The 13,165-nt window shown below is 72.1% G+C and carries 12 protein-coding genes; 5 read left to right on the top strand and 7 right to left on the bottom strand.

The window, feature by feature from the left end; genetic code table 11:
- Positions 1 to 294 precede the first annotated feature (294 nt).
- The 4 genes from ACFWBW_RS21405 to ACFWBW_RS21390 all read right to left on the bottom strand — a co-directional run bounded on the left by ACFWBW_RS21405 (position 295) and on the right by ACFWBW_RS21390 (position 4,538).
- Complete coding sequence (locus tag ACFWBW_RS21405; protein ID WP_385374695.1) at positions 295 to 1,413, bottom strand: diguanylate cyclase domain-containing protein; 1,119 nt, start codon at positions 1,411 to 1,413, stop codon at positions 295 to 297.
- 88 nt (positions 1,414 to 1,501) lie between these two features.
- Positions 1,502 to 2,284, bottom strand: a complete 783-nt coding sequence (locus ACFWBW_RS21400) for an enoyl-CoA hydratase/isomerase family protein (protein ID WP_385374693.1) — start codon at positions 2,282 to 2,284, stop codon at positions 1,502 to 1,504.
- A 24-nt stretch (positions 2,285 to 2,308) separates the two neighbouring features.
- Positions 2,309 to 3,523 (bottom strand): adenylate/guanylate cyclase domain-containing protein, encoded by a 1,215-nt coding sequence (locus ACFWBW_RS21395; protein ID WP_385374691.1) that lies wholly within the window; start codon positions 3,521 to 3,523, stop codon positions 2,309 to 2,311.
- A 136-nt stretch (positions 3,524 to 3,659) separates the two neighbouring features.
- Positions 3,660 to 4,538 (bottom strand): biotin--[acetyl-CoA-carboxylase] ligase, encoded by an 879-nt coding sequence (locus ACFWBW_RS21390; protein WP_385374689.1) that lies wholly within the window; start codon positions 4,536 to 4,538, stop codon positions 3,660 to 3,662.
- A 131-nt stretch (positions 4,539 to 4,669) separates the two neighbouring features.
- Between ACFWBW_RS21390 and ACFWBW_RS21385 the strand changes: the two genes are divergently transcribed.
- The 4 genes from ACFWBW_RS21385 to ACFWBW_RS21370 all read left to right on the top strand — a co-directional run bounded on the left by ACFWBW_RS21385 (position 4,670) and on the right by ACFWBW_RS21370 (position 7,424).
- Complete coding sequence (locus tag ACFWBW_RS21385) at positions 4,670 to 6,265, top strand: acyl-CoA carboxylase subunit beta (protein ID WP_385374687.1); 1,596 nt, start codon at positions 4,670 to 4,672, stop codon at positions 6,263 to 6,265.
- 19 nt (positions 6,266 to 6,284) lie between these two features.
- Positions 6,285 to 6,494, top strand: a complete 210-nt coding sequence (locus ACFWBW_RS21380) for an acyl-CoA carboxylase subunit epsilon (RefSeq protein ID WP_327254617.1) — start codon at positions 6,285 to 6,287, stop codon at positions 6,492 to 6,494.
- A gap of 94 nt (positions 6,495 to 6,588) precedes the next feature.
- On the top strand, positions 6,589 to 6,723 hold the full coding sequence (gene mmpB, locus ACFWBW_RS21375; RefSeq protein ID WP_279346700.1) for a morphogenic membrane protein MmpB: 135 nt from the start codon (positions 6,589 to 6,591) through the stop codon (positions 6,721 to 6,723).
- A gap of 92 nt (positions 6,724 to 6,815) precedes the next feature.
- Positions 6,816 to 7,424 (top strand): Maf family protein, encoded by a 609-nt coding sequence (locus ACFWBW_RS21370; RefSeq protein WP_385374685.1) that lies wholly within the window; start codon positions 6,816 to 6,818, stop codon positions 7,422 to 7,424.
- Here ACFWBW_RS21370 and ACFWBW_RS21365 read toward each other — a convergent pair.
- Positions 7,405 to 7,983 (bottom strand): hypothetical protein, encoded by a 579-nt coding sequence (locus ACFWBW_RS21365; protein WP_385374683.1) that lies wholly within the window; start codon positions 7,981 to 7,983, stop codon positions 7,405 to 7,407. The two genes, ACFWBW_RS21370 and ACFWBW_RS21365, sit on opposite strands and share 20 nt — an antisense overlap.
- A gap of 433 nt (positions 7,984 to 8,416) precedes the next feature.
- Here ACFWBW_RS21365 and ACFWBW_RS21360 point away from each other — a divergent pair, with 433 nt between their 5' ends.
- The gene (locus ACFWBW_RS21360) at positions 8,417 to 10,171 is read left to right on the top strand and encodes an acetyl/propionyl/methylcrotonyl-CoA carboxylase subunit alpha (protein WP_385374681.1); all 1,755 of its coding nucleotides are present in this window, start codon (positions 8,417 to 8,419) and stop codon (positions 10,169 to 10,171) included.
- A gap of 270 nt (positions 10,172 to 10,441) precedes the next feature.
- On the opposite strand, the gene ACFWBW_RS21355 is transcribed toward ACFWBW_RS21360, so the two are convergent.
- Positions 10,442 to 11,389, bottom strand: coding sequence for a DeoR/GlpR family DNA-binding transcription regulator (locus tag ACFWBW_RS21355; protein ID WP_385374679.1), 948 nt, complete (start codon positions 11,387 to 11,389; stop codon positions 10,442 to 10,444).
- A 175-nt stretch (positions 11,390 to 11,564) separates the two neighbouring features.
- On the bottom strand, positions 11,565 to 13,004 hold the full coding sequence (locus tag ACFWBW_RS21350; protein WP_385374677.1) for an NAD(P)H-quinone dehydrogenase: 1,440 nt from the start codon (positions 13,002 to 13,004) through the stop codon (positions 11,565 to 11,567).
- Between the last annotated feature and the right edge of the window lie 161 nt (positions 13,005 to 13,165).

The raw sequence follows: 13,165 nt of genomic DNA, 5'->3' as shown, positions 1-13,165 counted from the left end.
GCCGGGGCCAGGGCCCGGGCTGCGCCCGGGGACACACCCAGCCTCGCCGGCGTTTGAGGCGCGGGTCCGGGCAGCGCCCGGGGAACGGTGGAAGGGCGGGTAGGGGACCCAGCCCCGCAGGGCCGACTCACCCGCACCCCCCGCCGGGGCGGGACAACCGCCGCGAGGCCGGCGCACCGGGGGCCGCGCATCCCCCAGGCGGGGTGGGCGCCGCCCCAGGCGGACCGTGCATCCCCAAGCCGGGGTGGGCGCAGCCCAAGGCGGCGGGGTCGCAGGCGGCCGGTCGGGCCGCGGCTACGCCCGCCCCCGGAACCGCCGCCGCTCCCCCGGCCCCCCGGGCTCCGCGTCGGCGAGCCGGACCACCGCCGTGTCCCGCCCCGCCACCACCGGCTTCGCCGACCGCGCCGCCTTCGCCTTGTACTGCGCCGCATCCGCCAGCCGGAACAACCGCCGCGAGGATTTCACCGGCCCGATCGGGTCCCCCGTGGAGGCGACCCCGCAGGCGACCCCCTCCCCCAGCTCCAGCTCGGCGGCCCGCAGGCACACCTCCTCGGTGACCCGTACCACCTCGTCCGCCGAAGGCCCCACGCTGACCAGGCAGAACTCGTCCCCGCCCAGCCGCGCGACCAGCGCACCCGGCAGCATCGCCCCGCACAGGCTGAGCACGGAGCCGAACCGTTCCAGCAGCCGGTCGCCCATCGCGTGCCCGAGGGTGTCGTTGACCTTCTTGAGGCCGTTCAGGTCGCAGACGACCAGGCTCACCACCACCGCGGCCCCGCCCCGCCGGTGCTCCTCCAGCGCCTCGTCGAGCCGCATGTCCACGGCACGCCGGTTGGCCAGCCCGGTCAGCGGGTCGGTGAAGGCGAGCCGACGGGCCTCCTCCAGCCGGTCGCTCTGCGCCAGCCCGGCCGCGATCACCGCCGCGAGCACTTCTCCGAACTCCGCGTCGTCCTCGTCGAAGTCCGCCATGCCCTCGTCCCGGGCCACGTACAGCTCGCCCCAGGCCCGCCCGCTCAGCACGATCGGGGCGACCACGCACGTGCCGCGCCCGCGCCGCCGCAGCGCGTCGCCCCGGCGTCCGGGCCGGTCCCCGACCGCGCTGTCCACCCAGGCGTGGGGGCCGCCCCCGCCGACCCAGCGCTCGTGCAGGAACTCCGTGATCTCGGGGAAATCGTGCACGGGGTACGACTCGTCCTCGGGGAACTCCTCCTCCCCGTCCCGGCGCTCCCCCTCGTTCACGAGCACCCGCAGGCGCCCCCGCTCCCGCTCCCACGCGGAGATCGCGGCGAACGACCCGTCCATCGCCAGCCTCGCCCCGCGCGCGGCGGCCCGCACACTGTCCCGCGGCGCGCACGCGGCCGCCATGGCCTGCGCGAGGCCCACAACGGCTCGAAGCCGCCCGTCAACACCCATCACCCCAGGTTAGGGAGTTTTGTCCGATTTAGTGACAATTGGCGCGACATTCGGTGGTACGAAGATCACGTCGGGTCACCATCGGGCCTCACACCCCGGGCCACTCCGGCTTCCGCTTCTCGTTGAACGCCGCCACGCCCTCGGCCCGGTCCCCCGAGAAGGCCACCGTCCGCCACGCCGCGTCCTCGATCTCCAGCCCGGCCGTCAGGTCCATGCCGTGCCCGAGCCGCAGCGCCCGCTTCGCCGCCCGCAGCCCGACCGGGGAGTTCGCCGCCATCGCCGCCGCCATCGCCAGGGCGGCCTCACGGTCCGAGCCGGCCGGCACCACCGAGTCCACCAGACCCAAGGCCAGCGCCTCCGCGGCCTCCACCCGCCGGGCGGTGAAGATCAGCTCCGCGGCCCGCGCCGCCCCCACCCGCCGCGGCAGCAGCTGCGTACCACCGCCGCCCGGGATCACCCCCACGGACACCTCGGGCAGCCCGACGACGGCCGTCTCGTCGGCCACGATGACGTCGCAGGCGAGGGCCAGCTCGAAGCCGCCCCCCAGCGCGAACCCGTGCACCGCCGCGATCACCGGCATCGGAAGCTCCAGCACGCCCCCGTACGCACCCCGCGTGGTCGGCCGCTGCCGCAGCAGCTCGGCGTCGGAGAAGGAGTTGCGCTCCTTGAGGTCCGCGCCCACACAGAAGGCCCTCTCGGCGGTCGAGGAGAGCACGACGACCCGTACCGACGGGTCCGCGGCCAGCTCCGCACACGCGGCGCCGATCCCCCGCGCCATCTCGGTCGACACGGCGTTCATCGCCTTGGGCCGATCGAGCACCAGCTCGGCGACGCCGCCCTCATGCCTGCGCACCACCACGAATTCGGACACGGCGACCCTCCCGGTTAACGAACGTTATCCGGGGATCTTAGGGCTCCGCCGCGTCAGCGACCAGGGCTCCACGATGCCCAGCCCTCGCACCGGTCGCTGGAACATCGGCTGGAGCGCAAAGCGGTAGGCGCCGCCGCCCTCCTCGTTCTCCGCTTCCTTCTCCGAGACCGGCGCCGCGCCCGTGCGGCCCAGTTCCTGGGCCATCGCGCCGTCCACCAGGACCGCGTCCTTCGGCGCTATCGACGTCAGCCTCGAGGCCAGGTTCACCGTGGTCCCGAAGACGTCGCCCATCCGGGTGGTCACCGTCCCGAAGGCGATGCCCACGCGCAGCTCCGGCATCTGCGGATCGGCTTCCATCGTCTCGATCAGGCGCAGCGCGATCTCCGCCGCCGTCGCCGCGTCGTCGGCGCAGTACAGCACCTCGTCGCCCAGCGTCTTGATCAGCCGGCCGCCGTGCGCCGCCACCAGGTCCGCCGAGGTCGTCTCGAAGGACTCGACCAGCTCGCCGAGCTCCTCCTCCTCCAGCCGACGCGTCAGGCGCGTGAAGCCCACCAGGTCGGCGAAGCCCACCGCGAGGCGCCGGTCGACCATCTCCTCGTCGTCCGCCACCTGCACGACCCGCCCGGTCGCGGCCGCGAGCTGGCGCCGCCACACGTAGACGAGGAACTCCTCCAGCTCCGGCAGCAACAGCTCGACCAGCGGGTACGTGACCTCCGTACGGGTCATCCCCGGCTCCGGCGGCTCCGTCAGGCCCTCCAGGAACGAGTCGATCTGCCACTCCGCGAGCCGGGCCGTGGTCTGCCCGGTGGACCGCGCCACCTGGACCGCCATCGGCTCGCTCAGCAGCCCGGCCTCGACGAGGCCGGCGAGCCGGCGCAGCGCCAGTACGTCGGCCTCCGTCAGGGCCCTGGCCTGGCCGATGTCCGCGAAGCCCATCGCCCGCCAGAAGCGGGAGGCGAGCTCCATCGAGACCCCGGCGCTACGGGCCGCCTGGAAGGGGGTGTACCGGCGCTCGGCGCCCAGGATCAGCTGCTCCAGGCGGATGGCGAGCGGGTCGGCCGTCGGCTGGGCCGTGTGGTCGACCTCGTGGTGGGGAGTGTGCTGCTCGCGCCCGATCGGGGTGGCATGGACTCCGGAACCACCCGGGCTGCCGGAACCACCCGAGCCGCCCGAGCCTCCGGAGCCGCCCGTCGTCGTTCCTGGGGCGGGCGCGCTGGACCGAGGGTCGTCGACGGTCAAGGGCCGCCTCCTGTCCATTGCCGTGCGCACTGCCGAACCGGGTGATCACCGGGAGGACCGGGATCGCCTAAACCATACGGCAGGTGTGCCGTAGCTCACTCCCCTACTCCATCACCCGGGGCGGTCCCCGCGCGGGCTACCGCACGGACCGCAGATGGACGACGTCCCCTGCCCCCACGGCCTCGTGCTTGTCCTCCGCGGTCCGTACGACGAGCCGTCCGTCGGTGTCCACCGCTTCGGCCGTCCCGGTGAGGGTGCGCCCGCCCGGCAGCTCGGCCCGCACGTGCTTGCCGAGGGTCGCGCACCCGGCCGCGTAGGTCTCCTGCAGACCGCTGGCCGCAGGATCGCCGCCGGCCGCGCGCCAGTTCCCGTACCACTGCTCCAGGGAGCGCAGTACGGCCCTGAGCAGCGGGTCCCGGTCGGTGACGGTGGCCTTGGCCAGGTACAGCGACCCGGCGTTGTCCACCGGCAGCTCTGCGTCGGTCAGCGTCACGTTGAGGCCGATCCCGAGGACGACCCCGTCGCCCACGCGCTCGGCGAGGATGCCGCCGGTCTTGCGCTCCTCGCCGTCCACGGTCACCAGCAGGTCGTTGGGCCACTTGAGGGCGGTGTCCACGCCGGCGGCGCGCGAGAGCCCGGTGGCGGTGGCCACCCCGGCCAGCAGCGTCAGCCAGCCCCACCGCTCCTGCGGCACCGAGGGCCCGGGCTTCAGGAGTACGGAGAAGAACAGTCCGGACCGCGCGGGCGCGACCCAGCTCCGGTCGAGCCTGCCCCGTCCGGCGGTCTGCTCCTCGGCGACGAGCACGGCCCCCTCGGGCAGCTTCGCGGCCCGCGCGGCGAGATCACTGTTGGTGGACCCGGTGGAGGCCACCACCTCCAGCGAGCTCCACAGCCCCTCACCGGTCACGAGGGCCCGCTGCAGCGCGGCAACGTTCAGGGGCGGCCGGTCCAGACTCGACCAACGGCCCGCGGGAGCTCCGCTCGAAGCTCCGCCTGATGCATCTGATGGCGTCATGCAACCCAGATTAGGTGTGTCAAACGCCGCACCGCCGAGCGCCATGCCCGCCGATACGCTACGCACCAGTAGCTAGTAAAAACCAAGTAAGTCACCAGGCAGTTGACACCACGCAGGGAGCCGCGACCCCGATGTCACAACCGTCAGAGCCGATCGACATGCACACCACCGCGGGGAAGATCGCGGATCTGCAGCGCCGCGTCGAGGAAGCCACGCACGCCGGGTCCGGGCGGGCGGTGGAGAAGCAGCACGCCAAGGGCAAGCTGACGGCACGTGAGCGGGTGGCCCTGCTGCTGGACGAGGGGTCCTTCGTCGAGCTGGACGAGTTCGCCCGGCACCGGTCGACGAACTTCGGGCTGGAGAAGACCCGCCCGTACGGCGACGGCGTCGTCACCGGCTACGGCACCGTCGACGGGCGGCCCGTCGCCCTGTTCTCGCAGGACTTCACCGTCTTCGGCGGGGCACTGGGCGAGGTCTACGGCCAGAAGATCATGAAGGTGATGGACTTCGCGCTGAAGACCGGCTGCCCGCTGATCGGCATCAACGACTCCGGCGGCGCCCGCATCCAGGAGGGCGTCAGCGCGCTCGGCATGTACGGCGAGATCTTCCGCCGCAACGTCCACGCCTCCGGGGTGATCCCGCAGATCAGCCTGGTCGTCGGCCCGTGCGCCGGCGGGGCCGTGTACTCCCCGGCCATCACCGACTTCACGGTCATGGTCGACCAGACCTCGCACATGTTCATCACCGGCCCGGACGTCATCAAGACCGTCACCGGCGAGGACGTCGGCTTCGAGGAGCTGGGCGGGGCGCGCACGCACAACAGCACGTCCGGCGTCGCCCACCACATGGCGGGTGACGAGAAGGACGCCATCGAGTACGTGAAGTCGCTCCTCTCCTACCTCCCGTCGAACAACCTCTCCGAGCCCCCGGCCTTCCCCGAGGAGGCCGACACCGAGGTCTCCGAGACCGACCGCGAGCTCGACGTGCTGATCCCGGACAGCGCGAACCAGCCGTACGACATGCACAAGGTGATCGAGCACGTGCTCGACGACGCGGAGTTCCTGGAGACCCAGTCGCTCTTCGCGCCGAACATCCTCACCGGCTTCGGCCGCGTCGAGGGGCACCCGGTCGGGGTCGTCGCCAACCAGCCGATGCAGTTCGCCGGCTGCCTGGACATCGACGCCTCCGAGAAGGCGGCCCGGTTCGTGCGGACCTGCGACGCCTTCAACATCCCGGTGCTGACCTTCGTCGACGTGCCGGGCTTCCTGCCGGGCACCGACCAGGAGTACAACGGAATCATCCGGCGCGGCGCCAAGCTGATCTACGCGTACGCCGAGGCGACCGTCCCCCTGATCACCGTCATCACCCGCAAGGCCTTCGGCGGCGCCTACGACGTGATGGGCTCCAAGCACCTGGGCGCCGACCTCAACCTCGCCTGGCCGACGGCGCAGATCGCCGTCATGGGCGCGCAGGGCGCGGTCAACATCCTGCACCGCCGCGCCATCGCCGAAGCGGAGGAGGCCGGCACCGCCGAGGAGACCCGGGCGCGGCTCATCACCGAGTACGAGGACGCGCTGCTGAACCCGTACACGGCCGCCGAGCGCGGCTACATCGACGCGGTGACCATGCCGTCCGAGACCCGGGCGCACGTGGTGAAGGGGCTGCGGCAGCTGCGCACCAAGCGGGAGTCCCTGCCCCCGAAGAAGCACGGCAACATCCCGCTCTAGCAGGCACGAGGAGCTCACAGTGGTGATCAAGGTCGTCAAGGGGAACCCGACCCCCGAGGAGCTGGCCGCCGCACTGGCGGTGGTCCGAGCGCGCGCGGCGGCCCTCGCGTCGGAGCCGTCGGGCGCGGAGCGGGTGGCCGACGCGTGGTCGGCGCCGGGCCGGGTGGCCCGCCGCACCCTGCCGCACCCCGGACCGGGCGCCTGGGGCCGTACGTACTGGCCCGCGTAGCCGCCGGACCCAGGTGAAGATGGCGTGAACTGCCCGTGGCGCCTGAGTACCCGTACTCAGGCGCCACAGGCGTCCTCGGGGCCAGGATCAGGACATGCTCTGGTCAGACCCGAAGAACGAGCCGCCGAAGGACATGCGCGACGCCGCGGCGATGGTCCGGCGGATGACGGTGATCGTCGTCATCGCGATGGTCGTCGTGGTGTACGTGCTGGGCGTGGGCGGTTTCTAGTGCTGTGACCGAGAAGGTTCACCGGGTCGCGACGCCCGGCACGGCACCTCGCCGCGAGCCGGGCCCCTCGGGCCGCCCCTACGATGGCGGGCATGATTGCTGCCCCCCGCCACGCCCTCGTCCTCGCCTCCGCTTCGCCCGCCCGGCTGAACCTGCTGCGGCAGGCCGGGCTCGCCCCGCACGTGATCGTGAGCGGCTTCGACGAGGACGCCCTCACCGCCGATTCCCCCGCCGAGCTGGCGCTCGCGCTGGCCGAGGCCAAGGCGGCCGTCGTGGCGGCCCTGGACGAAGCCGCGGGCGCCCTGGTGATCGGCTGCGACTCCGTGCTGGAGCTGGACGGCGAGGCACTGGGCAAGCCGGCGGACGCCGAGGAGGCGACGGCCCGCTGGAAGTCGATGCGCGGGCGCGCCGGGGTGCTGCGCACCGGGCACTGCGTGATCGACACGGCGAGCGGCGCAAAGGTTTCGGCCACGGCGTCGACGACGGTCCGCTTCGGCGAGCCGACGGACGCGGAGGTGGCGGCGTACGTGGCGAGCGGGGAACCGCTGCACGTGGCGGGGGCGTTCACCCTGGACGGGCTGTCGGCCCCGTTCATCGAGGGGATCGACGGGGATCACGGCAATGTGATCGGTATCTCCATGCCGCTGCTGCGCTCACTGCTGGCCGAACTGGGCGTGTCCATCACGGACTTGTGGGCTTGACGTCCCCGAGCTTCCCGAAGTCCCCGAAGTCCGCGAGCGGGTGGCCCGGCGGTGCGTCCCGGATCTCGGGCCGGTCGTCCCGGGCGCCCGGGCCGCCGAAGCCGTCCAGGGGGCCGCTGGAGCCCTCCGCGGGGCCGCCCGCACCGTCGGCGGTCCCGCCCGCGCCCTTGGCCGCGTAGAGCGTCAGGCTCAGCACGAGCAGGGAGAAGATCAGCATCATCACCGCGAAGGCGGCCCAGCCCACCAGGCCGACGACGAGGGCGCCGAGCACTCCGTGGGTGACGGCGGCGCTGACGAGGAGCACGCGCGCGAAGCCGCCCGGGGCCCGGTCGCGGGCCGCGGCGACGAGAAGGAACGCCGCGCAGGCGAGCAGGAACACGGCCATGCCGGCGCCCAGCCCGTAGGTTGCCTTGGACATGACATCCGGATCCGCGCCCGCGATGGACATGGACTGGTTCTCGGTGGTCCGCCCCAGGACGAGGTGGACGAAGCCGAGCACACCCGCCTCCACGACGAGTACGACCGCGGTCGCTCCGGCCACGGATCTCCGCAGCACCATGCCACCCACGCCACCCACACCAGCCACGACGCCCCCACCCCGCATGCACAAGCCCGATCGACGCCTGGAGGCTACTAACGGGTAAACCTTCGGACAAGGGGCCGGGGCGCTTCGTTACGGTCGGGCTGCCGCAGGGCGACGCCTGGGCGACGACACGGCGGCGACACCCCGCCCGTGCAAGGAATGCGTGGGCCGTTCGTAGGGATTCGACAAAGAATCACCCCGGGCCGCTGACCCGGCGAACAGAGACCCCGGACACACGGCAGGGTTACTGTGCAGTCGGGGATCCCCCTGACATGGGGCGCCACAAGGGTTTTATCGACTCGGGGTCGACTCGGATAACAGTCCGTGTGGGCAAGGTCACCACCGGGGAAGGGTCGAAAGGCCGTGTGGGCTGTCCCTAAACTCAGCTTGTTTCAAGGAGGGAGCCATCGTGCGCAAGGTGCTCATCGCCAACCGTGGCGAAATCGCAGTCCGCGTTGCTCGGGCCTGCCGGGATGCCGGGATCGCGAGCGTAGCCGTCTACGCCGATCCGGACCGGGACGCTCTGCACGTCCGCGCGGCCGACGAAGCTTTCGCGTTGGGCGGTGACACCCCGGCCGCCAGCTACTTGGACATCTCCAAGATCCTGCAGGCCGCAGCCGACTCCGGTGCGGACGCCATCCATCCCGGATACGGCTTCCTCTCCGAGAACGCCGAATTCGCGCAGGCCGTCATCGACGCGGGCCTGATCTGGATCGGCCCGCCGCCGCAGGCCATCCGCGACCTCGGCGACAAGGTCGCCGCCCGCCACATCGCGCTGCGCGCCGGCGCGCCGCTCGTGGCCGGCACGCCCGACCCGGTCTCCGGTTCGGACGAGGTCGTCGCCTTCGCCAAGGAGCACGGCCTGCCGATCGCGATCAAGGCCGCCTTCGGTGGCGGCGGTCGCGGCCTGAAGGTCGCCCGGAACCTCGAAGAGGTCCCGGAGCTCTACGACTCCGCCGTCCGCGAGGCCGTCGCCGCCTTCGGCCGCGGCGAGTGCTTCGTCGAGCAGTACCTCGACAAGCCGCGGCACGTGGAGACCCAGTGCCTGGCCGACTCCCACGGCAACGTGGTCGTCGTCTCCACCCGTGACTGCTCGCTGCAGCGCCGCCACCAGAAGCTGGTGGAGGAGGCCCCCGCGCCGTTCCTGACGGAGGCCCAGAACGCCGAGCTGTACGCGGCGTCGAAGGCGATCCTGAAGGAGGCCGGCTACGTCGGCGCCGGCACGGTCGAGTTCCTGGTCTCCGCCGACGGCCTGATCTCCTTCCTGGAGGTCAACACGCGCCTGCAGGTCGAGCACCCGGTCACCGAAGAGGTCACCGGCATCGACCTGGTCCGCGAGATGTTCCGCATCGCCGACGGCGAGGAGCTCGGCTACGGGGACCCGGTCCTGCGCGGCCACTCCTTCGAGTTCCGCATCAACGGCGAGGACCCGGGCCGCGGCTTCCTGCCGGCTCCGGGCACCGTCACCAAGTTCGCCGCGCCGACCGGTCCGGGCGTCCGCCTGGACGCGGGCGTCGAGTCCGGCTCGGTCATCGGCCCGGCCTGGGACTCCCTGCTCGCCAAGCTCATCGTTACGGGTGCCACGCGCGAGCAGGCCCTGCAGCGGGCGGCGCGCGCGCTGGCCGAGTTCGAGGTGGAGGGCATGGCCACGGCCATCCCGTTCCACCGCGCGGTCGTCGTGGACCCGGCCTTCACCGCCGACCCGTTCACGATCCACACCCGCTGGATCGAGACCGAGTTCGTCAACGAGATCCCGGCGTTCGTGGTCCCGGCTTCGGACGACTCCGAGGACGAGCCCGGCCGCGAGACCGTGGTCGTCGAGGTCGGCGGCAAGCGCCTGGAGGTCTCCCTCCCGTCCTCGCTGGGCATGACCCTGGCCCGTACGGCGGCCGCGGGCGGCGCGAAGCCCAAGCGCCGCGCGGCCAAGAAGTCCGGCCCGGCCGCCTCCGGCGACACCCTCGCCTCGCCCATGCAGGGCACGATCGTGAAGGTCGCGGTCGAGGAGGGCCAGCAGGTCAACGAGGGCGACCTGATCGTCGTCCTCGAAGCCATGAAGATGGAACAGCCGCTGAACGCGCACCGCTCGGGCACGATCGTGGGCCTCGCGGCAGAGGTCGGCGCGTCGCTCACCTCGGGCGCGGCCATCTGCGAGATCAAGGACTGACGTCCTGGACCGGGGTTCCGGGGCTCCCGCCCTGGAACCCCGCCCACGGGTGCGGGTACTCGCGCCGCTGCGCGGGGCCGAGTCCCCTACCCGCCCTTCGCCCGTTCCCCGGGGCTCCACCCCGGACCCCGCTCCTCAAACGCCGGAGGGGCTGGATGTACCCGGCCTCAGCCTGCACGTGCGGGCCGACACCAGGCAAAATCCAGCCCCTCCGGCGTTTGAGGAGCAGGGGCCCGGGGGCTGGCCCCCGGCAACGGCGCCGCAGGTGACCTACCGGCGCCGCATGTCCGCCACGCGGGCCCGCTCGCTCGCCTGCTGCTCGTGCAACGGCCCCGCGCTGCGGAGCTGGGCCGTCGGCCCGCCCCGCCTCTGCACCGGCAGCGGGGACTCCCGGCGCGGGCGACGCCCGGCCATCCCCTCACCACCGCCGGAGGCACTGGCCCCGGCCACGGTGATCTGCACGCCCTGATCCGCCAGCGCCTGCAGCTCCGTACCGGCCCGGTCGTCGTGCGGCGGCGGCTCGTCCGTCACCAGACGGGTGATCACATCGGTCGGCACGGTCTGGAACATGGTGTCCGTCCCGAGCTTCGTGTGGTCGGCCAGGACCACCACCTCCGCCGCGGCCTGCACCAGCGCCCGGTCCACGCTCGCGGAGAGCATGTTGGACGTGGACAGCCCGCGCTCGGCCGTGAGGCCGCTGCCGGACAGGAAGGCCCGCGAGACCCGCAGCCCCTGGAGGGACTGTTCGGCACCGCTGCCGACCAGCGCGTAGTTGGATCCGCGCAGGGTTCCGCCCGTCATCACCACCTCCACCCGGTTCGCATGGGCCAGGGCCTGTGCGACGAGCAGCGAGTTGGTGACGACGGTGAGTCCGGGCACCCTGGCGAGCCGGCGGGCCAGCTCCTGGGTGGTGGTGCCGGCGCCGACGACCACGGCCTCGCCTTCTTCGACGAGTCCGGCCGCGACATCGGCGATGGCGGTCTTCTCCGCCGTCGCGAGATGGGATTTTTGCGGAAAGCCGGATTCCCGCGTGAAACCGCCCGGCAGTACCGCACCGCCGTGCCGGCGGTCGAGGAGTCCTTCTGCCTCCAGTGCCCGCACGTCCCGCCGTACGGTCACTTCGGAGGTCTGGACGACGCGGGCGAGCTCCCGGAGCGATACCGCTCCGTTGGCCCGCACCATTTCGAGGATCAATTGGCGACGTTCTGCAGCGAACACGAAACTGACAGTAACCCGGGTGTCCGTCTGCTTTCAGCTCCTTGCGCCGGAATTCCGAAGTTGTCCATACCGTGGGGCAGTTAGTGGTATACGGGGTCGGCCCGCCGCGCACTTGCTCCGCGACGGGCCGACGGGCCACACCAAAGCCCTTGCGCACAAGGGCCGTTATCGGTACTTACGCCTCGCCGGAGGCCTTTCGCGTGTGCAGCTGGCGGGCCACCTCGGCGATCGAACCGGACAGGGAGGGGTACACGGTGAACGCGTTTGCGATCTGCTCGACCGTCAGGTTGTTGTCGACGGCGATCGAGATCGGGTGGATGAGTTCGCTCGCGCGCGGGGAGACGACCACGCCGCCCACGACGATCCCGGTGCCGGGCCGGCAGAACAGCTTCACGAAGCCGTCCCGGATGCCCTGCATCTTGGCGCGCGGGTTGCGCAGCAGCGGGAGCTTCACGACCCGGGCGTCGATCTTGCCGGAGTCCACGTCGGCCTGGGTGTAGCCGACGGTGGCGATCTCGGGGTCGGTGAAGACGTTCGAGGAGACCGTCTTCAGGTTCAGCGGGGCCACCGCGTCACCGAGGAAGTGGTACATCGCGATGCGACCCTGCATGGCGGCCACCGAGGCCAGCGCGAAGATCCCGGTCACGTCGCCGGCCGCGTACACGCCGGGCGAGGAGGTGCGGGAGACCTTGTCGGTCCAGATGTGCCCGGACTCCTTGAGCTTGACCCCGGACTCCTCCAGGTTCATGTTGCTCGTGTTCGGGATGGCGCCGACGGCCATCAGGCAGTGCGTGCCGGTGATGACGCGGCCGTCGGAGAGGGTCACCTCGACCCGGTCGCCCACCCGCTTGGCGGACTCGGCGCGGGAGCGGCCGATGACGTTCATGCCGCGGCGCCGGAAGACGTCCTCCAGCACGGCGGCGGCGTCCGGGTCCTCGCCGGGCAGCACCCGGTCACGGGAGGACACGAGGGTCACCCGGGAGCCGAGGGCCTGGTACGCGCCGGCGAACTCGGCGCCGGTCACACCGGAGCCGACCACGATGAGCTCCTCGGGGAGCTCTTCGAGGTCGTAGACCTGGGTCCAGTTCAGGATCCGCTCGCCGTCGGGCATCGCGTCGGGGATCTCGCGGGGGTGTCCGCCGGTCGCGATGAGCACGGCGTCGGCGGTGAGGATCGTCTCGGATCCGTCGGCCGCGGTGACGATGACGTCCCGCGTGCCGTCGATGCCCTGCGGGCCGCCGAGCTTGGCCCGGCCCCGTACGACCCGGGCGCCGGACCGGGTGACGGACGCGGTGATGTCGTGGGACTGGGCGAGCGCCAGGCGCTTGACGCGCCGGTTCACCTTGCCGAGGTCCACGCCGACGACGCGCGCGGCCTGCTCGATGTGCGGGGTGTCGTCCGCGACGACGATGCCGAGTTCCTCGTACGACGAGTCGAAGGTCGTCATGACCTCGGCGGTCGCGATGAGAGTCTTGGAGGGCACGCAGTCGGTGAGCACCGAAGCGCCACCCAGACCGTCGCAGTCCACGACGGTCACCTCCGCGCCGAGCTGGGCCCCCACGAGGGCCGCCTCATACCCGCCGGGTCCGCCGCCGATGATCACGATCCGGGTCACGAAAACTCCGCCTCACGTCTACCCGGCCGGCTGCCGCCCCGGCCGGGGCTTCCGGGGGGTCTCCCCGGGGGATGCATTCCGTACGTCATTGTCCCGCACGCATCAAGGTGCTTCACGCCCGGTCCCACCATCCGGGACGCCGGGCCCGTACGCGGCCGGGA

It is taken from the genome of Streptomyces sp. NPDC059957, assembly GCF_042730015.1.
In the GTDB taxonomy this organism is placed as follows: domain Bacteria; phylum Actinomycetota; class Actinomycetes; order Streptomycetales; family Streptomycetaceae; genus Streptomyces.
Note: the sequence above shows the minus strand (reverse complement) of the source record. Positions and strands in the feature narration are given on the sequence as shown.